The organism is Actinoplanes sp. NPDC051513 (assembly GCF_044454685.1).
In the GTDB taxonomy this organism is placed as follows: domain Bacteria; phylum Actinomycetota; class Actinomycetes; order Mycobacteriales; family Micromonosporaceae; genus Actinoplanes.
In genome coordinates this window covers 360,296-382,405 of the sequence record NZ_JBITDW010000009.1, presented here as the reverse complement: position 1 = coordinate 382,405, position 22,110 = coordinate 360,296, and the positions used below count along the sequence as shown (strand labels likewise).

At 70.7% G+C, this 22,110-nt stretch carries 24 protein-coding genes; 17 read left to right on the top strand and 7 right to left on the bottom strand.

From position 1 onward, the window contains the following. Positions 1-52 precede the first annotated feature (52 nt). From ACIA5D_RS29015 to ACIA5D_RS28995, 5 genes are all read left to right on the top strand, one after another. Positions 53-2,188, top strand: a complete 2,136-nt coding sequence (locus ACIA5D_RS29015) for a diguanylate cyclase domain-containing protein (protein ID WP_396033452.1) — start codon at positions 53-55, stop codon at positions 2,186-2,188. Positions 2,189-2,269: 81 nt separating this feature from the next. Next, positions 2,270-2,794: a peptidase M23 gene (locus ACIA5D_RS29010; RefSeq protein ID WP_396033451.1), complete on the top strand. Its 525-nt coding sequence runs from the start codon at positions 2,270-2,272 to the stop codon at positions 2,792-2,794. 58 nt (positions 2,795-2,852) lie between these two features. Next, the gene (locus tag ACIA5D_RS29005) at positions 2,853-3,758 is read left to right on the top strand and encodes a DUF6282 family protein (RefSeq protein WP_396033450.1); all 906 of its coding nucleotides are present in this window, start codon (positions 2,853-2,855) and stop codon (positions 3,756-3,758) included. Further along, complete coding sequence (locus ACIA5D_RS29000; RefSeq protein WP_396033449.1) at positions 3,755-4,318, top strand: carboxymuconolactone decarboxylase family protein; 564 nt, start codon at positions 3,755-3,757, stop codon at positions 4,316-4,318. Before ACIA5D_RS29005 ends, ACIA5D_RS29000 begins: the two co-directional genes overlap by 4 nt. Next, entirely contained in the window at positions 4,315-5,160 is an 846-nt protein-coding gene (locus ACIA5D_RS28995; protein ID WP_396033448.1) for an N-acyl homoserine lactonase family protein, read from the top strand. Before ACIA5D_RS29000 ends, ACIA5D_RS28995 begins: the two co-directional genes overlap by 4 nt. Here ACIA5D_RS28995 and ACIA5D_RS28990 read toward each other — a convergent pair. From ACIA5D_RS28990 to ACIA5D_RS28980, 3 genes are read right to left on the bottom strand one after another with little or no spacing between them, the layout of a single operon-like run. Continuing rightward, entirely contained in the window at positions 5,144-6,586 is a 1,443-nt protein-coding gene (locus tag ACIA5D_RS28990) for a flavin-containing monooxygenase (RefSeq protein ID WP_396033447.1), read from the bottom strand. The two genes, ACIA5D_RS28995 and ACIA5D_RS28990, sit on opposite strands and share 17 nt — an antisense overlap. Next, complete coding sequence (locus ACIA5D_RS28985; RefSeq protein ID WP_396033446.1) at positions 6,583-7,494, bottom strand: hypothetical protein; 912 nt, start codon at positions 7,492-7,494, stop codon at positions 6,583-6,585. Before ACIA5D_RS28985 ends, ACIA5D_RS28990 begins: the two co-directional genes overlap by 4 nt. 8 nt (positions 7,495-7,502) lie before the next feature. Then, positions 7,503-8,258 carry an HpcH/HpaI aldolase/citrate lyase family protein gene (locus ACIA5D_RS28980; protein ID WP_396033445.1) on the bottom strand — a complete coding sequence of 252 codons (756 nt, stop codon included), beginning with the start codon at positions 8,256-8,258 and terminating at the stop codon, positions 7,503-7,505. A 104-nt stretch (positions 8,259-8,362) separates the two neighbouring features. Here ACIA5D_RS28980 and ACIA5D_RS28975 point away from each other — a divergent pair, with 104 nt between their 5' ends. The 3 genes from ACIA5D_RS28975 to ACIA5D_RS28965 are packed head-to-tail and all read left to right on the top strand — an operon-like array spanning position 8,363 to position 11,155. Continuing rightward, positions 8,363-9,037: a GntR family transcriptional regulator gene (locus ACIA5D_RS28975; RefSeq protein WP_396033444.1), complete on the top strand. Its 675-nt coding sequence runs from the start codon at positions 8,363-8,365 to the stop codon at positions 9,035-9,037. A 49-nt stretch (positions 9,038-9,086) separates the two neighbouring features. Continuing rightward, positions 9,087-9,485, top strand: coding sequence for a carboxymuconolactone decarboxylase family protein (locus tag ACIA5D_RS28970; protein ID WP_396033443.1), 399 nt, complete (start codon positions 9,087-9,089; stop codon positions 9,483-9,485). Continuing rightward, positions 9,482-11,155, top strand: a complete 1,674-nt coding sequence (locus ACIA5D_RS28965; RefSeq protein ID WP_396033442.1) for a thiamine pyrophosphate-binding protein — start codon at positions 9,482-9,484, stop codon at positions 11,153-11,155. The genes ACIA5D_RS28970 and ACIA5D_RS28965 overlap by 4 nt, the downstream gene beginning before the upstream one ends. An 8-nt stretch (positions 11,156-11,163) precedes the next feature. Here the strand turns inward: ACIA5D_RS28965 and ACIA5D_RS28960 are convergent, their stop codons facing one another. Together ACIA5D_RS28960 and ACIA5D_RS28955 are read right to left on the bottom strand one after the other, a co-directional pair. Continuing rightward, positions 11,164-11,691 carry an SDR family NAD(P)-dependent oxidoreductase gene (locus ACIA5D_RS28960; RefSeq protein WP_396033440.1) on the bottom strand — a complete coding sequence of 176 codons (528 nt, stop codon included), beginning with the start codon at positions 11,689-11,691 and terminating at the stop codon, positions 11,164-11,166. Continuing rightward, entirely contained in the window at positions 11,688-11,987 is a 300-nt protein-coding gene (locus ACIA5D_RS28955; protein WP_396033439.1) for an SDR family NAD(P)-dependent oxidoreductase, read from the bottom strand. The genes ACIA5D_RS28960 and ACIA5D_RS28955 overlap by 4 nt, the downstream gene beginning before the upstream one ends. A 218-nt stretch (positions 11,988-12,205) precedes the next feature. Here ACIA5D_RS28955 and ACIA5D_RS28950 point away from each other — a divergent pair, with 218 nt between their 5' ends. From ACIA5D_RS28950 to ACIA5D_RS28910, 9 genes are all read left to right on the top strand, one after another. After that, the gene (locus ACIA5D_RS28950; RefSeq protein WP_396033437.1) at positions 12,206-12,937 is read left to right on the top strand and encodes an IclR family transcriptional regulator; all 732 of its coding nucleotides are present in this window, start codon (positions 12,206-12,208) and stop codon (positions 12,935-12,937) included. 68 nt (positions 12,938-13,005) lie between these two features. Continuing rightward, positions 13,006-14,058, top strand: coding sequence for an extracellular solute-binding protein (locus tag ACIA5D_RS28945; RefSeq protein WP_396033436.1), 1,053 nt, complete (start codon positions 13,006-13,008; stop codon positions 14,056-14,058). Positions 14,059-14,060: 2 nt separating this feature from the next. Further along, positions 14,061-15,743, top strand: coding sequence for an ABC transporter permease subunit (locus ACIA5D_RS28940; protein WP_396033434.1), 1,683 nt, complete (start codon positions 14,061-14,063; stop codon positions 15,741-15,743). Further along, the gene (locus tag ACIA5D_RS28935; RefSeq protein WP_396033432.1) at positions 15,740-16,786 is read left to right on the top strand and encodes an ABC transporter ATP-binding protein; all 1,047 of its coding nucleotides are present in this window, start codon (positions 15,740-15,742) and stop codon (positions 16,784-16,786) included. Before ACIA5D_RS28940 ends, ACIA5D_RS28935 begins: the two co-directional genes overlap by 4 nt. 18 nt (positions 16,787-16,804) lie before the next feature. Next, a complete protein-coding gene (locus ACIA5D_RS28930) occupies positions 16,805-17,746 on the top strand; it encodes a DUF6282 family protein (protein WP_396033431.1) in 942 nt (313 codons plus the stop codon). Beyond that, the gene (locus tag ACIA5D_RS28925) at positions 17,743-18,630 is read left to right on the top strand and encodes an NAD(P)-dependent oxidoreductase (protein WP_396033430.1); all 888 of its coding nucleotides are present in this window, start codon (positions 17,743-17,745) and stop codon (positions 18,628-18,630) included. Before ACIA5D_RS28930 ends, ACIA5D_RS28925 begins: the two co-directional genes overlap by 4 nt. Continuing rightward, entirely contained in the window at positions 18,627-18,983 is a 357-nt protein-coding gene (locus ACIA5D_RS28920; RefSeq protein WP_396033429.1) for a cupin domain-containing protein, read from the top strand. The genes ACIA5D_RS28925 and ACIA5D_RS28920 overlap by 4 nt, the downstream gene beginning before the upstream one ends. Next, positions 18,980-19,846 carry an NAD(P)-dependent oxidoreductase gene (locus ACIA5D_RS28915; protein WP_396033428.1) on the top strand — a complete coding sequence of 289 codons (867 nt, stop codon included), beginning with the start codon at positions 18,980-18,982 and terminating at the stop codon, positions 19,844-19,846. The genes ACIA5D_RS28920 and ACIA5D_RS28915 overlap by 4 nt, the downstream gene beginning before the upstream one ends. After that, entirely contained in the window at positions 19,843-20,604 is a 762-nt protein-coding gene (locus ACIA5D_RS28910; protein WP_396033427.1) for a carboxymuconolactone decarboxylase family protein, read from the top strand. Before ACIA5D_RS28915 ends, ACIA5D_RS28910 begins: the two co-directional genes overlap by 4 nt. Here ACIA5D_RS28910 and ACIA5D_RS28905 read toward each other — a convergent pair. Then, complete coding sequence (locus tag ACIA5D_RS28905; RefSeq protein WP_396033426.1) at positions 20,575-21,381, bottom strand: N-acyl homoserine lactonase family protein; 807 nt, start codon at positions 21,379-21,381, stop codon at positions 20,575-20,577. The genes ACIA5D_RS28910 and ACIA5D_RS28905 overlap by 30 nt on opposite strands. Then, positions 21,368-22,099, bottom strand: coding sequence for an SDR family NAD(P)-dependent oxidoreductase (locus ACIA5D_RS28900; RefSeq protein WP_396033425.1), 732 nt, complete (start codon positions 22,097-22,099; stop codon positions 21,368-21,370). The genes ACIA5D_RS28905 and ACIA5D_RS28900 overlap by 14 nt, the downstream gene beginning before the upstream one ends. Positions 22,100-22,110: the final 11 nt, after the last annotated feature.

The following is a 22,110-nucleotide window of genomic DNA, read 5'->3' as shown; positions in this document are numbered from 1 at the left end:
GCACGTGAACGAAGAGGCTCAGGTGCGGCGCGCGGCGGCCGATAGAGCGGGCATGCGTGACGCCGGGGCGATCGGGGTGCTGGCGCCGTTCGTCGGCGGCACCTACTACGGAAGCCTCGTGGCGGGCGTCGGGGCGGCCGCCCAGTCGTACGGCCGGCGGCTGATCGCGATCCAGACGCTGGACGCCGCGGCCGAGCTGGCCGTCAACGGCGGTGACCCGGCCTTCGACGCCGCCGTCTCGTGGGAGCACGTCAGCGGCTTCGTCGTGCTGGCCGACGCGGTCCGCCCGGACTACCTGGTCAGACTGGCGCGAGCCGGTAAGCCGGTGGTTCTGGTCGGCCACACCGTCGACGGGCTCGGGCTGCCGGCCGTGCTGCCGGACAACAGCGCCGGCATGCGAGCCGTGGTCACCCATCTTGTCCGCGATCACGGGTGCCGCCGGATCGCCTTCACCGGGAACCTCGCGGCCACCGACATCCGGGAGCGCTACGACGCGTACGCCGAGGTGCTCGATGCGTACGGCCTGGAGCCCGGCGTCTTTCTGCCGGCTCTGAACAACGTCGAGAGCGGCATCGCGTGGAATGCCGAAGAGCTACTGCGCCATGGACGGCCCGACGCGCTGGTCGCGGCGACCGACCGGAACGCTTTCACCGCGCTGCGGGTGCTTGCGGCGGCCGGTGTGCGCTGCCCGGACGACATCCTGCTGACCGGGTTCGACAATCTCGACGAGGCCAGCCTGCTCCGCCCCGAGCTGGCCACCGTCCGCCAGCCGCTGGAAGCGATGAGCCACCGCGCGGTCGACCTGCTGATCGGTCAGCTCGGCGGGAAGGACGTGCCGCCGGGCCCGTACCTGCTGCCCACCCGGTTCGTCGCCCGCAGCTCCTGCGGGTGCACGAGTTTCGCCGAGCGGCTGCCGGAACTGGCCGAACAGGACGGTCGGCGGCGTCTCGGCCGGCGCCTGGCGGGAGTGTTGCCGGCCGCCGAGGCCGATGCCGCCGCGCGGGGCGTCCAGGCCGCCGAGCACGCGGCCATGGTGACCGCCGATGCCTTGCTGGCCGCGGCCACCGGCGACTCCTCCCGCATCGGGCTCGCGGTGAACGAGCTGCAGGACCTGCTGGCCACCGGCCCGACCCTGGAGACGTTGCGGGTTATCTCGCGGGCGGTTCAGGAGTACGCGGACGGCCTGCCCATCGACGACGCGCCGGCCGCCACCCGGGTCGGCCACGGCGTGCAGGCCGTGATGTCGTCCCTCGGGCGGGCGCACAGCCGCGCCCAGCTCGCCGACAAGCTGCACCTGCGCTCGCTGATCAGCATCAACTACACGCTCAGCATGGCCATGCTGCACCGGCGCGACGTCGAGCCCCGGGACCCCTCGTGGCTCGGTCTGACGCCCGCGACGGCCGGCTCGATCGCGCTGCGCGGGCCGGACGGCGAGCTGGTCCGCACGCCGGGCTGGCGCCGGTACCCTGGTACGCCGATCCCCGCCGGCCCGACGACGATCGCGTCCTTCCCGCCGGTGGAACTGCTCGACGCCGCCGAGCCCGGGGAGACGGTCTTCGTCGTACGCGCCAAGGTCGGCGACAGCGACCGCGGCTGGCTCGCCCTGGTCGACGTGGTGGAGAACCGGGTCGAGGACGGGCGGGAGATGGTCAACCAGTGCGCCGCGCTGCTGACCGTCGCCCTCGACCTGCGCGACCATGAGGAGCAGCTGCTGCGCGAGGCGCAGTCGGACCGGCTCACCGGCCTGCCCAACCGGTCGTCCTTCGTCGCCGCGCTCGAGGACCAGCTCACGTACGATCGGCCGGCCGTCGTGCTCTTCCTCGATCTCGACGGGTTCAAGCACGTCAACGACTCGCTGGGCCATCACACCGGCGACCGGCTGCTGGCCGGCGTCGCCGACCGGCTGCGGCAGTGCCTGCGTGCCGGGGACCTGGCCGCGCGGTTCGGCGGCGACGAGTTTCTGGTGCTGCTCGACGACATCGCGCCCGGCCCGGAGCTGGACGAGGTGGTCGGCCGCATCCACGACACGATCTGCGCGCCCTACGTTCTGGGCGAGCAGGTGGTCCGGGTCGGGGTGAGCATCGGCAGCGCCGTCTGCGTCGCCGGGGCCACTGCCCAGCACCTCCTGCACGAGGCCGACCTCTCGATGTACGACGTCAAGGCCGCTCGAAGGACGACAGCCGCCTGAGGCGGGCCCGGGGATCACGACCCGCCGGTATGGACCTGTACCCTTCGCCGGACCCCACACCCTCGGAAGGTATCCCTCGTCGTGCGCGCGTTGTTCGTGATCGTCGCCGCCGTGCTGGTCGGCTTTGTCATCAGTCCCCTGCTGCACGCTGATGCCACCTGCACATCCGCCCCCGCAGCTTCCGCCTCCACACCGGCCCAGGACGACTGGAGTGACGAGCAGGTCGCCAACGCGCGCATGATCATCACCATCGGCAACCAGCGGCGGGTGCCGAAAGATGCCCAGGTGATCGCCGTCGCCACCGCCCTTCAGGAGTCCCGCCTGCGCAACCTGCGAGGCGGCGACCGGGACTCCATCGGTCTGTTCCAGCAGCGCCCGAGCCAGGGCTGGGGAACGCCCAAGCAGCTCTCCGACCCGGCCTACCAGACCCAGAAGTTCTACGACAAGCTGCTGCGCACCCAGGGCTGGCAGAAGATGCGGATCACCGAGGCCGCCCAGGCCGTGCAGGTGTCGGCCTATCCGGAGGCGTACGCGAAGCATGTTCCCGCCGCCACCCGGCTCGTCGACATGCTCAGCGTCCAGGCCTCCTGCACGACCGAGACCTGATAGCAGGGTTGTCGCGGCGATCATTGAGGTTGTGGTATTACCGTCATACAATCTTGCGATGATGGAAGCTGCCCTGCCGGAGGGCTTTGATCGGCTGTTGCGCGGAGCGATCGACCTCCACGTGCACGGACAGCCGGACGTGTCGGCCCAGCTCGCCAACCGGGGCGACGACCTCGGCGTGGCCCGGCTGGCCCAGGCGTACGGCATGGCGGGGTGGGTTCTGAAGTCCCACCTGTGGGCGACCATGGACCGGGCCCGGTCGCTGCGGGACGCGACCGGCTTCACGGTGCACGGCAGCATCACGCTCAACCCGCCGGTCGGCGGGCTGGAGCCGAGCGTCGTCGAGCTCGCGGCGGCCCACGGCGCGCGCGTGGTGTTCCTGCCGACCTGGGGCTCCGCCGCCGACGTCGAGCGCGACGGCTACATCGCCATGTTGCTGCGGCGGACCTCGCCGTCGTTCGCGGAGTTCAACGCGCGGACGGCCATCGCCCTGCTCGACGCCTCGGGCGGCCTGTCCGGACGGGCGCGGGCGGTCGTCGACGCGTGCCGGGCGCTCGGCCTGTCGCTGGCCACCGGGCACGCCTCGCTCGCCGAGAGCCGCGCGGTCGCCGCCTACTGTGCCGGCATCGGGCAGCGACTGCTGATCACCCATCCGCTGCACTACACCACCGACCCGGCCGAGCTGCGCGAGCTCGCCGACACGGGCGCCTTCCTGGAGTTCTGCAACGCGCCGCTGGTGCACCCGGACGGGCACCTGCGGGTCCGGGACGTGCACGACGCGCTCGCCGCCGTCGGGCCCGAGCGGGCGGTCCTCACCACCGACGTGTTCTCGCGCTGGGTGCCGCCCGAGCCCGAATGCCTGCGCATGTTCCTCGAACAGCTCGCCTACCTCGGCTGGACCGCCGAGCAGCTCGCCACGATGGTGGCCGCCAACCCCCGTACGTTCCTGGGAGAACCGGCATGAGAGTCGACGACATCGAGCCCGCGGACATGACCGGCGAGCAGCGGGCCCTGTACGACTGGTACGCCACCGGGCCGCGGGCGGCGGCGGACAGCCCGTTCATCCTCGTCACCCCGGACGGCCGGCTCCAGGGGCCGCCGGCGGTCTGGATCCTGAGCCCGGCGTTCGGGCACGCGCTGCAGAAGATCGGCGGGGCGGTGCGGTTCGGGTCCAGCCTGCCCGCCCGGGCGCAGGAGATGGCGATCCTGCTCGTCGGCCACCATCACGACAGCGCCTTCGAGCTCTACGCCCATCGACTCGCCGGGGCGGCCGCCGGCCTGACCGACGACGACCTGGCCGCGCTCGCGGACGGCAAGGAACCGGGCGACCTGTCGGACATCGAAACCTGCTGCTTCCGTACGACCCGGAAGATCCTCGACCACGGCACACTCGACGACGACGAGTACGCGCAGGCTGCCGGCACGCTCGGCGAGGCGGGACTGTTCGAGCTGGTCACCGTCGTCGGCTACTACAACATGGTGGCCTGGCAGCTCGCGGTCTTCGACGTGCGGCCGGCGTCGTGAACTGGTCGATCTGGATTCTCGAGTACGGCTACGTCGACCGCTTCCCGGCCAGCAACCTGTTCGCCGCCCAGCCCAACGAGGGCCACCGGCGGATGCCGTACTGCTTCGGGCTGTTGCGCTCGGCCGACCGGTGCATCCTGGTCGACACCGGGTTCGCCGACCCGGCGGTGTACGAACGGCTCAGCGCGAAGTACGGCGACACCCAGTGGTGCGCGCCGGTCGACGTGCTGGCCCGGGTGGGGGTCCGGCCCCACCAGGTCGACACCGTCCTGCTGACCCACAACCACTTCGATCACGCGGGCTGTGTCGGCGATTTCCCGGAGGCGCACGTCTGGATCCAGCGGCGGGAGATCGACGGCTACGCCGCCGCGGCCGCGCGCCATCCCCGCTTCGAGTTCCTGACCCGGTCGTGCCAGGCCGATCTGCCGCAGCACCTGGCCGGGCGCCGCGCCACCCTCGCCGACGGCGCCGCGCAGGTGGCGCCGGGCGTCGAGCTACGGCCCGCGTACGACACCCACACCGCCGGCTCGCAGCTGGTCGCGGTCACCAATGCCGCGGACGGCCCGTGGGTGTTCGCCGGCGACAACGTCTACAGCTACGAGAACCTCGACGGCCTGCGCGGGGACGGCGTGCTGGCCCCGATCGCGATGACGACGGGCAGCGCCACCGCGTGGCTGGACCTGGCCGACGGCATGCTGGCGAGCGTCGGCGGCGAGACCCGGCGGATTCTGCCGTTCCACGAGGCGGCGGTCTGGGACATCTTTCCCTCCGCCACGTGGAGCGACGGACTCCACGTGGCGGAGGTGTCAATGGCGGGCGGGCACCCTACCGCGTTGTCCTGAGCCCGAACCGCGCCACGAAACGCGTGGCCACGGCGTACGCCAGGTGGCCGCCCGGCCATTGCGTCACGTTGTGGCCCGACGGGTCGTGGTAGTAGTTGTGGCAGCCGGAGCTCATCGCGGACGCGCTGGTGGCGAGCTTGCGGTCGACCCACTCGACAAAGCGGCGGGCCGCGTCCGGCGACGTGTCGATGCTGCCGCGGCGGGTTCGCGCGAGCCGCCGCACGGCCCCCACGACGACCTCGGCCTGCCGTTCGAGCTGCGCGATGACCGAGACGCCGCCGTTGGTGTTCGGCCCGTACAGGATGAAGAAGTTGGGGAAGCCCGGCACGGTGATGCCCATGAAGGCGCTGGCCCGCTCGCGCCACACGTCGTGGATGCTGCGCCCGTCGCGGCCCTTCACGTCGATGCCGGCCAGGAACTTCGTGGGCTGGAACCCGGTGCTCAGGACGAGCACGTCGACCTTCCGCTCGGCGCCGGTCTCGTCGATCACGCCGGTCGGCGTCACCCGGCGCACCGCGTGCGGCACCAGCTCGACGTTGTCGCGGTTCAGCGCCGGGTAGAAGGTCGACGACAGGATCGGCCTCTTGCAGCCCCATGGATAGTCGGGCGTCACCGCCGTACGCGTCGGTGGGCTCTTGATCGTGGTGGCGATGAAGCGCTCGCAGAGCGCGCGCATCCGGTGCTGCCGGCGAGAACCGGTGTCGTAGCCACGGAACCGCCGGTTTCCGTTGTGGAAGATCCGGGCGCGGTTCAGGCGCTGGGCCAGCGGCACGTTGCGGAAGATCCAGCGCTGGCGCGGGCTGAAGTCGTGCTCGTTCTTCGGCTCCACCCAGCCGGGCTCCCGCTGGTAGACGTACACCTGGCCGGCCTGCGGAGCGATCGCCGGGACGATCTGCACCGCGGTCGAGCCGGTGCCGACCACGGCGACCGACTTGCCGGCCAGGTCGTGCTCCTCCCAGCGGGACGTGTGGAAGCCGGGGCCGGCGAACGTGTCGAGGCCGGGCCACTGCGGATAGCGGGGCACGCTGAGCAGGCCGAGGGCGGAGACGACGACGTCGAACTCCTCGGTGTCGCCGTGCTCGGTCGACAGCCTGTACGTGCTTGTCGACTCCTCCCACACCAGGTCGGTGACGCGTGTGTTCAGCCGCAGGTGCGGTCGCAGGCCGAAGCGCTCGACCACGTGCTCGGCGTACGCGAGCAGCTCCGGCTGGGTCGCGTGGGTGCGCGGCCAGTCGTACTTGAGGAACGAGAACGAGTACGCGTGCGAGTGCACGTCGACCTCGCAGCCCGGATACCGGTTGTCGAACCAGGTGCCGCCGACGCCGGACGACTGCTCGAAGATCGTGCAGGCCGCGCCGGCCTTGCGCAGCTTCACCGCGGCCGCGATGCCGCCCAGCCCGGCGCCGATGATCGCGACCCTGATCATCGGGGCGCAGGCGAGGGCGAAGGGTAGTCGCCGGCGTTGAACACCCAGCCGTCCATCGCCGAGAAGTCGAACCGGGGCGGCGAGAACACGTCGATGAGGTGGTTCGTGCCCGGCGCGACGGCCTCGCTCGTGTGCTGCGACGGCGGCGGGATCACGGTGACGGCCGGCGCCACGACCCGCTCGTGCTCGTCGGCGCGCCAGTTGGCCTTGTTGGTCGTCCACGGCCAGCGGATGTGGTGCACGTACTCGCCGGCGAGGACGATCGAGCACTGCTCGAAGTCGTCGTGGGTGTGCGGCGACAACTTCGCCGGGTCGCGCGGTCCCTGCTTCGGGTCGATGAAGTTCACCATGAACGTGGTGCATCGGTAGAGCCGGAACGGCGGGTTGGCCAGGGGCGGCACGGTCAGGTCGTACGCGCGGATTTTGAAGCCGCCGGGCGGGTCGGGCCACGGCTGGAACGGCGGAATGTTCTCGTGCGGCTCGTCGTAGGAGCCGGCGTTGGCGGCGAGCGCGGCCACGTCCGCCGACTTCGTGGTCAGCAGGCGCAGCACGCGGCCCTGGCCGGTGACCGTCACCGTGCTGTCGCCGGGCGGCACGACGAGCATGGTGCGGCCGCCGACGGTGAGCTCCTCCCCCGGCGCCCGGACGGTGGCCGAGAGAGCGTCGTCGGCGAGCAGCACCACGTACTCGTCGGGCTGGTTCTCTCTGGCGAAAACCGCCGTGCCGTCGAGGTCGGAGTAGCCGACGACGAAGTTCTGGCCGCGGGCGTACCAGGTCGAGACCTCACCGGTCTTCTCGACCGGGGGCAGGTCGCGGAACTTGACGTGTTCGGAGCCGGAGAAGGTCTCAGGCACTGCGGGCTTAGCGGCGGGCAACGTCGAGCGCAAATCGGTGGGGTCGTACGCCATGAGGGCTCCTAGATCGACGAGCGGAGATCCGATGCGGCGGACCTGAGCAGGCTGGTGTCGTTGCTGACCATCACGTAGCGGTAGCCGCGGTCGGCGGCCTCGCGCGCCTGCGCCGGGGTCTGCACCGCGGTGCCGGCCGGAATCCCCCGGGTCTGCGCGGCGGTCAGCAGCTTGTCGACGAGCTTCTGGAGCTCGGGGTCGGAGGACGGCAGCCGGGACGACAGCTGCAGGTCGCCCATGCCGAGGAAGACGCCGTTGAGGCCGGGCACGTCGAGGATGTCGTCGACCGCCTCGATCGCGGCCCGCTCCTCCAGCTGCACGGCCCGCAGGACCTCCTCGTCGCCGAAGCGCAGATATTCGGCACGGTCGAGGCCGCCCCACCGCCCGGCGCGGGAAGTGATGCCGATGCCGCGGTCGCCGCCGGGCGAGAACATCATCTGCCGGACCGCGGCGCTCGCCTCGTCCACCGACGTCACGCGCGGCACCAGAATGCCGTCGACGCCGGCGTCGAGCAGCCGCTGCAGGTGGCTGCCGCTGCGATCCGGGACCCGGACGAGAACCGACATCCCGGCGCCCTGCGCGACGACCGTCGCCTGGTAGGCGAACTCGAACGTCAGGGGCGCGTGCTCCTGGTCGATGACGATGTAGTCGAAACCGGCGTCGGCCAGGATCTCGACCGGCTCCAAGGCCGGGATCTTGACCCACGTACCGAACAGGCAACGGTCGGCCGAGGCCAGTCGACTTGCGAAGCCCAAGCGCGCCATGATGGCTCCTCACAAGGGGATTTGGGTTTCGAGAATGTAGCATCGTCATACGATCTGAGACAACGGTACGATGTCATGCACCACGACAGAAGAAGGGACGGGCGGTGACACAGACCAATGCGCTGCGCGTCGAACGCGCCCCGGCCCTGATCCGCTCGCAAGTTCTGGACAACCTCCGCCAGGCGATCATCGACCGCCGGCTCGCACCGGGCCAGCGCCTGATCGAGCGCGAGCTGGTGGAGCTCACCGGCGTCTCCCGCACCAGCATCCGTGAGGCTCTGCGCGAGCTGGCCGCCGAGGGCCTGGTCACCGCGATCCCCAACAAGGGCACCGTGGTCACCATGGTCAGCGCCGAGGAGGCCCGCCAGCTCTACCAGGTGCGTTCCGCGCTGGAGGCGCTGGCCGGCCGGCTCTTCTGTGAGAACGCGACGCCCGCCCAGCACAAGGCCCTGGTCCGCGCGCTGGAAAAGATCGACCGCCTCGCCGCGAAGGGCGCGCCGATCCTCGCCGCGAAGGACGCGTTCTACGACGTGCTGTTCACCGGCGGCGGCAACGCCGCGCTGCGCTCGGTCGTCGCCGGCCTGCACGCGCGGGTCAGCGTGCTGCGTTCGCTCTCGCTCTCGGTCGACGGGCGCCTCGCGCACAGCCTCGAGGAGCTGCACGCGATCGTCGACGCGGTCCAGGCGGGCGACGCCGACGCGACCGCCGCGGCCTGCGCCCGGCACGTCGAGGAAGCGGGCCGCGCCGGCCTGATCGCCCTCTCCGCACAGGACGGGTGACCAGCTCGGTCCTTCCCAGAAATTGTATGACCGTCGTACGCTACGGCCCATGAGTGATGACGAGAGCCGGCGGGAGCGCGGCAACAAGGTCCGGCGCGAGGTGCTCGGCGACGCGCACGTGGACCGCTCGATGACCCAGGCCACCGACTTCACCCGTGTCGTGCAGGAGTACGTGACGGCGACCTGCTGGGGCGACATCTGGTCACGCGACGGCCTCGACCGGCGCACCCGCAGCCTGATCAACCTGGCCATGCTGACCGCGCTGAACCGCCCGCACGAGTTCTCGGTGCACGTCCGCGGCGCGCTGCGCAACGGCTGCACGGTCACCGAGATCCAGGAGGCTCTGCTGCAGACCGCGGCGTACTGCGGCGCGCCGGCCGCGCTCGAGTCGTTCCGGCTCGCCGAGCGGGTCATCCAGGAGGTCCTGGCGGAAGTGCCCGCCGCATGACCCGGCGGACGGGAGCCCGCGTCGTCGCGGACATGCTGGCCGGCTATGGCGTCACCCACCTCTTCGGCGTGCCGGCCATCCTGCGGCGCACCCTCGCCGAGCTCGAACGGCACCACCCGGACGTCGAGCGGGTGGTCACCCACGGCGAGAAGTCGGCGGCCTACATGGCCGACGGCTACGCGCGGGTCTCCGGCCGGCCGGGTGTCGCGATGGCGCAGATCGTCGGTGCGCTCAACCTCGCCGCCGGGCTGCGCGAGCCGTTCCTGGCCGGCTCGCCGGTGATCGCGCTGACCGGCGGGCGGTCCCCCGCGACCAAGTTCCGGCACGTCTACCAGGAGATCGACGACCTGCCCGCGTTCGATCCGGTGACGAAGCTCAACGCCACGATCGACGACGCGGACCGGTTCCCCGACATGCTGCGGCACGCGTTCCGGGTCGCGACGACCGGCGCGCCCGGCCCGGTCCACCTCCAGGTGCAGGGCAACGAGGGTCAGCTCGACCTGGCCGAGACCGACGCCGAGCCGCTCGTCGAGCCGCTGTTCGGCCAGGTGCCGCCGATCCGTCCCGAGCCCGCCGACGAGGACGTGATCGAGGTGCTGCGGCTGCTCGCCGCGGCGGAGCGGCCGGTGATCGTGGCCGGCGGCGGCGTGCGGGCCTCGGGCGCCGGCGCCGAGCTGGTCGCTCTGGCCGAGGCCCTGGACATCCCGGTGGCGACCTCGGCGAACGGCAAGGACACGTTCCCCGGCACGCACCCGCTGTCGGCCGGCGTGGTCGGCACCTACTCGCGCGAGTGCGCCAACCAGATCGTCAACCGCGCCGACCTGGTGTGCTTCATCGGCACCCGGACCGGCGGCATGACCACCCATTTCTGGGCCGTCCCGCCGATCGGCACTCCGGCCATCCAGATCGACATCGAGCCGTCCCACCTGGGCCGCAACTATCCGCTGCGCGCCTTCGTCGCCGCCGACGCTCGCCGCGCGCTGGCCCGCATGCTGGCGCTTTCCGGCCGGCAGTCCAGAGGTACGTGGCGGGCCGAGGTGGTACGCCTCAAGGCGAACTGGCGGGAGCGCTACCGCGAGGTGCTGACCAGCGACGCCGTGCCGATCCGGCCGGAGCGTATCGCCGCCGAGCTGACCGCATCGCTGCCCGCCGACGCGGTTCTCGTCGTCGACACCGGGCACGCCGGCATGTGGATGGCCCAGTTCCACGACATCACGTCGCCGGGGCAGGGGTATCTGCGCAGCGCGGGCCATCTGGGCTGGGCCTTCTCGGCCGGCATCGGCGCCAAGTGCGGGGCGCCGGATCGCCCGGTCGTCGCGTTCACCGGCGACGCCGGTTTCTACTACCACCTCGGCGAGGTCGAGACGGCCGCCCGCCGTGGCATCAACCTGATCACCGTCGTGAACAACAACAGCGGCGGCAACCAGAGCAAGAGGGGCTTCGACCGGGCGTACGGCGGCGAGCCCACCGACAAGTCGCGCGAGCTGTGGAACTACCTCGACGTCGACTTCGCCCGCACAGCCGAGGAGATGGGCGCCCTCGGCATCCGCGTCGACCGCCCCGGCGACCTGGCCAAGGCCCTGGACCGCGCGCTGGACGCCGGCCGCCCGGTGGTGCTCGACGTGCGCACCGACATCGAGGTGACCGCGCCGCAGCCGGTGAGTCAGTAGCCGGTGAGTCAGTAGAGGGTCCGGTCGTAGGCGGCGAAGTCCCAGGCGCCGGCGCCGCCCGACGGCCGGACCACGCTCACGATGCTCGCGCCGCCGTCGACCGAGACGACCTCGCCGGTCATGTACGACGCGTCGTCGCTGAGCAGGAACGCGACCACGCCGGCCACCTCGTCGCCGGTGCCGGCCCGGCGCAGCGGCGTGCTGGACGCCCGGCGCGACATGTCGTCCTTGCCGCCGGCCACGTCGGGGGTCGCGGCGAACAGATCGGTGGGCACGATGCCGGGCGCGACCGCGTTGACCCGGACGCCGATCGGCCCGCCGTACATCGCGGCGCCGCGCAGGATGCCGAGCACGGCGTGCTTGGACGTCTGGTAGGCGAGCAGGTCGGCGCTGCCGCGCAGGCTGCCGATCGAGCCGGTGAGCACGATGTTGCCGCCGCCGCCCTGCGCCGCGTACCGCCGGAACGCCTCCCGGACGCCGAGGAAGACGCCGCGGACGTTGACGGACATGACCCGGTCGAACTCGGCCGCGGTCAAGGACGGCAGCGTGGCGAACGATCCGGGGATGCCGGCGTTGAGGTGGTGCAGTCGATGCGCCCGAAGCGCTCGACGGCGGCCTCGGCGTACGAGAAAACGCCGTCCTCGGCCGAGACGTCCGCGCGGACCGCGACCCCCTCGGTGGGCAGCGACTTCACCAGCTGCTCGACCCGGTCCTCGTCGAGGTCCACGGCGACGACGTGAGCGCCCTCGTCGGCGAGCCGCCGCGCGGTGGCCGCGCCGATCCCTCCCGCCGCGCCCGTGACCACGGCGACCTTCCCGGCAAGTCCGCGCATCAGTTCCTCCCGACCTCACTTATTGTCGGGCAATCATACAATCATGCCACCATCGGGGAAGCCCTGACCACCCCGGACATTTAACTTCCGGGAAGTCTTGCCGAAATCTCGCGCACCCCTTGACAGGCGTCGGGATGGATCACCTACATTCCTCGGTACCGGATAGCCGGATGGCCACCCCGCATTGCGGGACGGCCCGAAACCTCAGGGAGGCACCGATGGAGATCGCCAGCGGGGACCTCCAGGTGGTGGCGCGCGTCGTCCAGCTGCTGCGGCTGCTCGCCGCGCACGACACCATCGACCTGGTGTCGGCCGCCGAGGAACTGGGCGTCGGCAAGTCCACCGCCCACCGCTACCTGGCGTCGATGGAGAACCACGGTCTCCTGCAGCGCCGCGACCGTAACCGCTACGAGTTTGGCGTCCTGCTCGCCGAGCTCGGCACCATGGCTCTGTCCCGGCTCGGGGTCATCGACCTGGCCGGTCCGGTCATGGAGGAGATCAGCGTGAGCATGCGCCACACGGTCGTGCTCAGCGTCTGGAACGGCCACAGCCCGGTGGTGGCGCAGGTCCGCGAGGACAGCAGCCGCACCGCGCACGTCTCCATCCAGGTCGGCAGCTTCCTCGGCCCCGACGCCGCACAGACCGTCGTCTTCTGGGCCTACCGCAACAAGTCGTACTACCGGTTCCGCGAGGGAGCGCCGCCGGTGAACGCGACGGAGGCGGAGCTTGAGGAGGCACGACAGACCGGGATCGTGGTCCGGGTCAGCCACGCCAACGGCGTCAGCGCCGTGGCGACCCCGGTCCTGGATCCGTCCGGCCGGCTCATCGCGACGCTGGCCGTGGTCGGCATCGCGCAATTCGTACCCGAGGAAATCGACAGCCCGGTGGCGCTCGCCCTGTTGCAGGGCGCCGAGAGGATCAGCCGCCGCATGGTCAGCCCGACGGACTGACATACAAGCCTGAAGAGGGCCGGGGGCTCCCGGCCCTGGATCACCGTGAGCCGGAAAAGGCGATGACAATGAGGACACACCGCTTCTTGACCCTGATAACGGCAAGCACCCTCCTCCTCGCGGCCTGCGGCGTGGGCGGCGACTCCGGCGACAGCAAGTCGGCGACCAACCTGACCTGGGCCAGCACCGGCGGCCAGTTCCAGGAGGACGAGAAGAACGCGCTGCAGGTGCCGTTCACCGCGAAGACCGGCACCACCTTCACCAACATCAGCCCGGCCGAGCAGTCCCAGGTCAAGACGATGGTGGCGGCCGGCAAGACGGTCTGGGACCTGGCCAACATGAGCTGGATCTACGCCGGCGCGTACTGCGGCCAGCTGTTCGAGAAACTCGACGACCCGGCGCTCGACCGCAGCAAGTTCCCGCCCGGCACGACCGGCGACTGCTTCGTGCCGACCTACCGGTACGCGAACGTCTTCAGCTACAACGCCGACCTCTACCCGGGCGCGAAACCCACCTCGATCAAGGACTTCTTCGACACCAGGAAGTTCCCGGGCAAGCGGGTCGTCTACGACTACCCGAAGGCCGGCCTGATCGAGGCCGCGCTCGTCGCCGACGGGGTGGCGCCGGACAAGCTCTACCCGCTCGACCTCGACCGGGCGTTCAAGAAGATCGACACGATCAAGAGCTCGCTCGTCTTCGCGCCCAGCTACGGCGCGATCCAGCAGATGCTCGTCGACAAGCAGGCCGCGATGGTCATCACCGTCACCGCGCGGACGATCGTGTCGGCGCAGAGCGGCGCGAACCTCGTACCGGTCTGGGATTTCAACACCACCGACATCGGCGTGCTGGTCATCCCCAAGGGCGCACCGCACAAGGCCCTGGCCCAGCAGATGCTGGCGTTCGTCACCGAGCCTGCTCAGTCCGTCGCCTACGCCAAGCTCACCGGCACCGCGCCGGCCCGGCCCGAGGTCGACCTCAACACCGTCGGCTACACCGACATCCAGAAGAAGTTCAACGCCTTCCTGCCCGACCGCGGGACCGAGATCGAGCAGGACAAGCAGTGGTGGATCGCCAACACCGACGCGCTGACCAAGCGCTGGACGAGCTGGAAGGTCGGCTGACGATGGCCGCGCCGACCATCACGCGCGAGGCGCCCACCCGGCGCCTCGCGCCGGCCCGCCTGAGGAAGGGCGGGTGGCTGTTCCTTCTGCCAGCCTTGGTCGCGCTCGTCATCCTCTTCGTCGTCCCGCTGATCAACGTGGTCGTGGACAGCTTCACCGAGCCGTCGGCCGGGCTCGGCAACTACGCCTCCCTGTTCACCGACGGCTACACCCTGCGGGTGCTGGGCCGCACGCTGCTCATCGCGCTGGTCGTCGCGGTGGTGGGTGCGGCCCTGGCCTACCCGTACGCGTACGCGATGACCCTGGTCGGCCCGATGATGCGCGCCGTGCTGGTCACCGTCGTGCTCGTGCCGTTCTGGACGAGCATGCTGGCCCGTAACTTCGCCTGGCTGGTCCTCATGCAGGACGGCGGCGTGGTGCAGGACATCCTGCGGTTCGCCGGGTTCGGCAACGTCACGCTGCTCGGCACGTCGCTCGCGGTCGGCATCTCGATGACGCAGGTGCTGCTGCCGTTCATGGTGCTGCCGATGTACACCGCGATGGAGCAGATCGACGGGCGGCTCGTGGCGGCCGGGCAGAGCCTCGGCGCTCCGCGGTGGCGCGCGTTCCGGCGGGTCTACTTTCCGTTGTCCCGTCCGGGCGTGCTGGCCGGCATGTCGCTGGCGTTCGTGCTCGCGCTCGGCTTCTACGTCACGCCGGCCCTGCTCGGCTCCACCCGCAACGCGATGATCGCCCAGGTCATCAACGTGCGTACGAAGGAGCTGCTGGACTTCGGCGGCGCCGGCGCGATGGGCATGTTCCTGCTGGTCGTCACGCTCGTCGTGCTGGGCCTGAGCCGCCGCCTGCCGGGAACGGCGGTGGTCCCGGCGGCGGGCCGCTCCGGCGATCACCAGGCTTCCGACGTACGCCCGTGGCTGCGCGTCTACACGGCGATCGTCGGCTTCCTGCTGGTCGTGCCGACGCTCGTGGTCATCCCGATGAGCTTCTCGTCGACCCAGACGTTCCGGTTCCCGCCGCAGGGCTGGTCGCTGCGGTGGTACCAGGAACTGTTCACCTCGCCGGAGTGGGTCGCGTCGATCCTCAACTCGCTGCAGGTCGGCATCTTCACCGCCATCTTCGCCACCCTGCTCGGCACGGCGGCCGCGTTCGGCCTGGCCCGGCTGAGCTCGCGGTGGCGCGGCCCGGTCAGCGGCTTCCTGCTGTCCCCGATGATCGTCCCGCACATCCTGGTCGCGCTGGCCATCTTCTCGGTGGCGCTACGGCTCGGTCTCAACGGCACGCTCATCGGGATCATCCTGGCGCACACCGCGCTCGCGCTGCCGTTCGTCGTGATCGCCGTGACCGCGCGACTGCAGGGCATGGACGGCCGCCTGCCCGGCGTGGCCGGAGTCCTCGGCGCGAACCCGGTCAACGCGTTCCGCCGGGTGACGCTGCCGCTGGTCATGCCGGGCATCCTCGCCGGCGCCGTCCTGGCGTTCGTGACGTCGCTGGACGAGGTCGTCATCGCGCTGTTCATGCAGGCGCCGGGCGCGGTGACGCTGCCGGTGCAGATGTTCAACAGCGTCACCGTGCAGATCGATCCGACCATCTCGGCGGCGTCGAGCCTGATGGTCGTCCTGGTCAGCGTTCCCATCCTGTTCGCACAGATCGCCGGCGCCCGCCGCGGAAGGAGAGGCAAGCGATGAGTTCGCTGGAGCTGACCGGCCTGGTCAAGCGGTACGGGACGGCGGAGCCGCCCGCGGTGGACCACATCGACCTCGCCATCGAGCCGGGCGAGTTCATCACGCTGCTCGGCCCGAGCGGCTCCGGCAAGACCACGACGCTCAACATGATCGTCGGGTTCACCGAGCCGACCGCCGGAACCATCACGCTCAACGGCGCCGACATCACCCGGATGCCGCCGCACAAGCGCAACTTCGGCATGGTGTTCCAGAACTACGCGCTGTTCCCTCATCTCACGGTCGCGCAGAACATCGCGTTCCCGCTGCGCGAGCGCAAGGTGCCGGCCGCCGAGTCGGCCAAGCTCGTCGGCGACGCCCTCGACCTGGTCGACCTGGCCGGCATGGGCAACCGCCGCCCGCACGAGCTCTCCGGCGGGCAGCAGCAGCGGGTCGCCCTGGCCCGCGCGGTGGTCTTCTCCCCCACCGTGCTCCTGCTCGACGAGCCGCTCAGCGCGCTCGACCGCAAGCTGCGGCAGTCGCTGCAGCGCGAGATCAAGCGGCTGCACCAGGAGCTGGGCCTCACCTTCGTGTTCGTCACCCACGACCAGGACGAGGCGATGACGCTCTCGGACCGGGTCGCGATCTTCAACCACGGGAAGATCGTCGCGGTCGGCACCCCTTCATCGCTCTACCACCGGCCGGCGACCGAGTTCGTGGCGCGGTTCCTCGGCGAGTCGAACGTCTTCGCCGGCAAGCGCCTCGGCCCCGACGTCTACGCCTGGCACGACCGCAAGTGGACGGGTGATTTCGCGGGCGACGGGCGTCTGGTGGTACGCCCGGAGCGCCTGGGCATCGCCCCCGACGAACAGTCCGTTCCGACCGGCGCCAACACCGCCCCGGCGGAAGTCACCGATGTGTCCTTCTACGGCACCTACCACCGGATCGAGCTCGCTTTCGGTGACGGCGCGACCGGCTGCGCCGTGCTCGGCGCGCCGGCGACCGTCGCGCCCGGCGCCCGGGTTGTCGCCCACTGGCGGCCCGAGGACCAGGTCCTGGTTGCCGAGTAAACCCCTGAGGAGATCAGCGTGACCACAGTCGACTACCCGTTCAACCCGTCGGCCGACGAAGACCGTCTCGTGCCCGACCCCGAGGCCGACGCGCTGCTCGTCGGCGCCGTGGACCTGCACCAGCACCCCGGCCCGAGCCCGTTCCCGCGGCGCATGAGCATCCTCGACGCGGCCCGCGACGCCTCCGAATTCGGTTTCCGGGCGATCGTGGCCAAGTCCCACCACCACAGCATGGTCACCGACATCCTCGCCCTGCGCGCGACCGGCCTGGCCGAGCTGTCCACCGAGGTGTACGGCGGGATCGCGCTCAACCGCACGGTCGGCGGCCTCAACCCGTACGCGGTCGAATTGGCTCTTCGTATGGGTGGCCGGATGGTCTGGTTCCCGACGCTGTCCTCGGCCGCGCACGTCAAGCACCACGAGGACCACGACTCCGGTTTCCCCACGCCCGAGGTCGACCTGCGCGACAACGAGATCATCACGATCCTCGACGAGAGCGGCGCCGTGCTGCCCGAGGTCCGCGACATCCTCTCGGTGATCGCGGCCGAGGACGCGGTGCTGACCTGCGGCCACCTCGGCATCACCGAGTCGTCGGCGCTGATCGACGCCGCGCTGGAGGCCGGCGTCAACCGGATCGTGGTCAACCACCCCGTCTTCGTCGTCGGCGCCTCGGTCGAGCAGGCCGTCGCCTGGGCGAAGCAGGGCGTCTTCATCGAGCACTGCGCGATCATGTACTACGGCCAGCCGGCCCGGCGCCGCGATCTCGGTGAGTTGCTGACCTTCATCAAGGAGGTCGGCGTCGGGCAGACGATCATCTCGTCGGACTCCGGCCAGAAGACGAACCCGCTCCCGGTCACGCTGTACCGCCGCACGGCCCGAGGGCTGCTGGACGCCGGGCTCCCCGAGGCGGACATCCGGCAGATGTTCGGCGCGAACGCGGAAGGGCTGCTCCTGAAATGAGGATCGGCTTCGCGGGACTCGGCAACATGGGCGGCCGCATGTCCGCCTGCATCGTGCGCGCCGGCCGGCCGGTGCTCGGCTACGACGTCCGCCCGGCGAACGTGGCCGCGGCCAGCGCGACGACCGCCGGGTCCGTGGGCGAGGTGGTCGACGGCAGCGACATCGTGCTGCTGTCGCTGCCGGACAGCCACGTCGTCGAGGCGGTGGTGCTCGGCGACGACGGCGTGCTCGCCCACGCGCGGCCGGGCCTCATCGTGATCGACCTGTCCACGGCCGCGCCCGACTCGACCACCCGGATCCATGCGCGGCTTTCGGAAAAGGGAGCGGCGTATCTCGATGCGGGGATCTCCGGGGGCGCCGCGGCAGCCGAGAGGGGCGCGCTCACCCTGATGGTCGGCGGCGACTTGGACACGCTCGACCTCGCCCGCCCGGTGCTCGACCTGTTCGCCGCGCAGGTGTTCCACTGTGGACCGAGCGGGGCCGGGCACACGGTCAAGCTGCTCAACAACTTCCTCAACGCGATCGCGCTGTCGGCCACGGCCGAGGTGATGGTCGCGGGCCGCAAGGCCGGGCTCGACCTCGATGTGCTGCTCGCCGTGCTCAACGCGAGCTCGGGCGTCAACTTCGCCACCCTCAACCGGTTCCCGAAGATCATTCACGGCGACTACCTCGAGGGTGGGCTCACCAACAGCCTGATGCTCAAGGACGTGAACCTCTACGTCGAGCTGGCCGCGAGGCTCGGCGTGGCCAGCCTGAACGCGGCCGGGCCGGTGGCCAGCTTCGGCATGGCGCGGGCGCTCGGGTACGCCGACGAGATCAGCAACACCGTCGTCGACGCCATCGGGGACCTCTCCGGCGGCGTACGCCTTCAGGAGAAACCATGAGAATCGTGCGGGGCCGGGGCCCGTCCGAACAGCGGCCTGCGAACGTCACCGGGGAAGCCTGGTTCGACCCGGTGCTGCCCGCCACCGACGGGACCGTCATCACCACGGTCTTCTTCGCCCCGGGCGCGCGCACCTTCTGGCACACCCACGAGAACGGCCAGATCCTGCAGGTGCTCGCCGGGCGCGGCCTGATCTGCACCGCGAATCAGCAGCCGCGCGAGATCACGGCCGGGGACACCGTCTGGGTGCCGCCCGGAGAGAAGCACTGGCACGGCGCCGCGGCCGACTCGTTCATGACCCACACGGCCATCTCGCTGGGCGCAACGCGGTGGGCCGAGGAGGTCACCGAATGACCGTCGCCTTCATCGGACTCGGCAACATGGGCGGTCCCATGTCGGCCCGGCTGGTCCGGGCCGGCCACCGCGTGCAGGGCTACGATCTCGCGCCGGCGGCCCGCCAGGCGCTGGCCGAGGCGGGCGGGACGGCCGCCGACGACCTGGCAAGCGCGGTCCGGGGTGCCCGCGAGATCGTGCTGATGCTCCCGAACTCCGACATCGTGGAAGCGGCCGTCCGCGACCTCGCCGAAGCCGAAGCGGCCGAGCCCGGCGCGATCATCGTCGACATGAGCTCGTCCGAGCCGCTGCGCACCCGGGCACTGGCGGCCGCCTTGAAAACCCGGAACCTCACGCTGGTCGACGCCCCGGTCTCCGGCGGCGTCGCCCGCGCGCGCACCGGGAAGCTGACCATCATGACCGGCGGCGAGCCGGCCGACCTCGAACGGGTCGAGCCGATCCTGGCCTGCCTCGGCACGACGACCCGGGCCGGCGCGGTCGGCAGCGGCCATGCCGTCAAAGCGTTGAACAACCTGCTCTCCGCCACCCACCTGCTGGTCACGTCGGAGGCGATGCTGGCCGGCGAGCGGTTCGGCCTCGACCCGGAACTCATGCTGTCGATCTTCAACAGCTCGAGCGGCCGCAGCGGCTCCACCGAGAACAAGTGGCCCAACTTCATCCTGCCCGGCACGTTCGACTCGGGCTTCGGCCTGCGACTGATGGTCAAGGACATGCGCATCGCCACCAGCCTCGCCGAGCAGGTGGGCACGCGGGATCCGCTGGGGCAGGCGGCGACCGAGCTGTGGGCCCGGGCGGCCGACTCCCTCGAAGCCGGCGCCGACCACACCGAGATCGTCAACTGGCTGCGGAAGGATCCCCGATGACCCCGGAAGAGATCAAGAACGAGTTCATCCGCGTACGGGGCACGTGGAGCGACACCTGGGAAGGCGTACTCCGGCTCGATCCTGATTTTCTGCTGGCGTACCTGAATTTCTCGGCCGTGCCGTGGCGGAACGGGGTGCTGGACCCGAAGGTCAAGGAGTTCATCTACATCGCGATCGACGCGAACGCCACCCACATGTACCTGCCCGGCGTTCGGCAGCACATCCAGGCCGCCCTCAAACTGGGCGTCACCCCGCAGGAGATCATGGAGGTGCTCGAGCTCACCGCCACCCTGGGCATCCACGCGATGAACATCGGCGTGCCGGTCCTGGTCGAGGTGCTCGAGGAGAAGGGCCTGCGCACCGGTCCGGCTCCCCTCACACCGGCGCAGGAGAAGATCAAAGACGACTTCACGCGTACGCGCGGCTACTGGCACCCGTTCTGGGACGAGATCCTGGAACTCGACCCGGACCTGTTCACGGCGTACACGGAATTCTCGTCCGTGCCCTGGCGGACCGGAACCCTCGAGCCGAAGCTCAAGGAGCTCGTCTACATCGCCTTCGACACGGCCGCCACCCACCTGTACGTCAGAGGGCTCAAACTGCACATCGAGAACGCCATCGGGCACGGGGCGACCGCGCGCGAAATCCTCGAGGTCATGGAGATCGCCTCGGTGCTCGGCATCCACGCCGTGACCGCGGCCGCGCCCATCCTCCTCGAGGAGATGGAGCTATCCGATGGTGGCGGCCAGGCCGGCTAGCTCCCCCGTCACCGGCGTGAACCGCCCGAGGGTGTCCGGGTCGTGCCCGGACACCAGGTGCTCGATCTCGCCGACGGCGACCATGCCACGGATGCGCTCGAAGCCCGCGTACATGTCGACCAGGCCGGAGACCTGGCTGAACGGCATGCTCCGCTCGTACTCCTCGTAGTAGTGCACCGCGTCGGAGGCCAGCAGCACCGGGCCGGCGGCGGTCTTCACCAGCACCACGCTCTGCCCCGGCGTGTGGCCGCCGAGCTGGATCACCCGCACGCCCGGCGCCAGCTCCAGGTCACCATCGAACGTGCGCAACCGGCCCTCGCCGTCGGCCTGCCGCAGGTGGTCGATCTCCGCGTCCTCCACCGAGTGGTGCAGCAGCACGCGGTTCGCGTACGGGCCGGTCCAGAAGTCGTACTCCGCGCCCGCGATGATCAGCGGCGACGCCGGGAAGAGATCGAGGTTGCCGATGTGGTCGTAGTGGGCGTGGGTGACCACGACCGGCGGCCCGGCCTGCCGGTCCACTCCGAGCGCGTCGAACGCCGCGGCCGGCTCGATCAAGGTGGTGCGCTTCCGACGGCCGCCGCCGGCCGCCGAGAAGCCGGTGTCCACCACGATCGTGCGCGCGGCGTTACGGACGACCCAGAAGAAGTAGTCCATGCCGATCGGGCCGTCCGGCTCGCCGTACAGGTGGTAGTTGAGGTAGACGTCGCTGCGCACCGTCGTGCGGGCGCCGTACTTGACGATCGTCACCTGGTACCGATCGTCGTCAGCGGGCGACATAGCCACCGTCCACGCTCAAGATCGTACCGGTGATGCCGGCCGACTCCGGCGCGGCGAGAAAGACGATCGCCCGCGCCACCTCGTCCGGCGTGGACATCCGCCCGATCGGATGGTTGCTCAAGGTGACCGCCAGGCTGGCCGCCGGATCCGGGTCGGCCGCGCGGGCCTCGGCCATGAACTCGGTGTCGACCGCGCCCGGGGCAACGGCATTGACGCGTACGCCGAGCGGGGCGCACTCGATCGCGAGCTGCCGGGTGAGCTGGACGATCGCGCCCTTGGTCATCGCGTACACGCTCTGGTTGGTCACCCCGACGAGCCCCGAGATAGAGGCGGTGTTGACGACGCAGCCGTGGCCGGCGATCAGATGCGGGAGCGCCGCCCGGGTGAACCGGAACACCGAGCGCACGTTGATGCCGAACAGCAGGTCGAAGTCGGCGTCGCCGGTGTCCAGAAGCGGCCGCCGCAGAAACCGCCCCGCGTTGTTGACCAGCAGGTCCAGCCGCCCGAACTCCGCGACGGCCCGCCCGACCACGGCCGCGGGCGCATCGTCGGCCGTGACGTCGGCGACGACCGGCACCACCCGGCCGGCCTCGGCAAGGTCACCGACCGCGGGCGACACGTCGGCCGCCACGACCCGATAGCCCGCGTCCCGCAGCCGGACCACGACCGCACGGCCGATGCCCCGGGCCGCCCCTGTCACGACCGCAACCAGTTCCATGTCATCTCCCT